This is a genomic window from Deltaproteobacteria bacterium GWA2_45_12 (assembly GCA_001797365.1).
Classification (GTDB): domain Bacteria; phylum UBA10199; class UBA10199; order UBA10199; family UBA10199; genus UBA10199.
Genome location: MGPH01000018.1, coordinates 29,625 through 30,806, shown reverse-complemented (window position 1 = coordinate 30,806; position 1,182 = coordinate 29,625). Strand labels below are relative to the sequence as shown.

General features: G+C 43.7%; 1 protein-coding gene and 1 pseudogene (1 of these 2 cut by a window edge). One reads left to right on the top strand and one right to left on the bottom strand.

Features of this window, described 5'->3' with window-relative positions; all coding sequences use genetic code 11:
• Nucleotides 1–95 precede the first annotated feature (95 nt).
• Entirely contained in the window at nucleotides 96–293 is a 198-nt protein-coding gene (locus A2048_09680; GenBank protein ID OGP10008.1) for a hypothetical protein, read from the top strand.
• Nucleotides 294–308: 15 nt separating this feature from the next.
• Here the strand turns inward: A2048_09680 and A2048_09675 are convergent.
• Nucleotides 309–1,182 (bottom strand): annotated as a pseudogene (locus A2048_09675) (arginine decarboxylase); it runs 930 nt beyond the window's last position.

Sequence of the window (1,182 nt, the reverse complement as noted above, 5' to 3'; positions counted from 1 at the left end):
GAACGAAACCTATAACCAGTTGAATTTATTCGACTGTTAACCGGACACTAGTGATAAATTATATATGATGACTTTCAATGAAAAGGGGGTCCCCCATGACGAAAAACGAGCTACTTTTAATGCAAATATGCGAAGAAGTTGCGTTAGAAAGAATCCATTCGGACCGTTTTACCCAGTTGTGGTTAGAAACTGGAGTCCCGTTAGACGGGCCAGAATTTGAAGTGGCCAACCGTCTTTTAAGGCAAAGGGAAGAAATAGAAGAAATGGGCTGCCCTTCTTCTACCCTTCATTAAGAAAAAATGCAGGACTTAAGTGACTAAATAAGTATAGCTTTTCATCACCTGCTCATAAAAGTCGATGAGTGTGACTCCTTCTTTTGGCTTGATGGAACCCAGCTTTATTTTTTCATCAACAGCTTTTTTGATAATTTTCGCCATTTCAGTGGGCAGGTATTGAACACGTTCCAAAACATCGGCAATATTATCGCCCGGAATCACTTCTTCCAAATAAAAATCCTCAGGGTCTTCATCATCACAAAACACATGCACCTCGTTAACACGTCCAAACAAATTATGCATATCCCCCATGATGTCCTGGTAAGCCCCCAGCATAAACATGCCGATGTAATAGGGCTCGCCCGTTTTTAATTCGTGCAATCCCAGGTTGGACCGATGTCCTGAAGAATCAACAAACTCGTCTATTTTCCCATCGCTATCACAGGTAATATCAACGATGGTACCAAAACGCTGGGGGTGTTCATCAAGGCGATGCAGAGGAACAATGGGAAAAATCTGGTCAAAAGCCCAATGGTCCGGGGCTGACTGAAAAAGTGAAAAATTGGCCAGATATTGGTCGGCCAAAAGTTTATCTAAGTGGGCTGTTTCCTTGGGCACCCTTTTTCTCTTGGAATTAAGGGCCACAATCTGCCGGCATGCCTGCCAATAGAGGGCTTCCACCTGGGCACGATCTTCCAAACCCAAAATACCCAGCTTAAACATGGAAAGGGCCGCCTCTTTGGTCGCTTGGGCATCATGAAAGGTTTCCTGCATGTTTTTGACTGTAATTCCCAAAACCGTCTCCCGCATTTTGGAAACAATTTCGTGCTCCCCTTCCCTCTTTTCGGCAAAGGAAGGGTTCATGCCGATTTGAATATTTCCAAAAACGGACATGATCATGCATGAA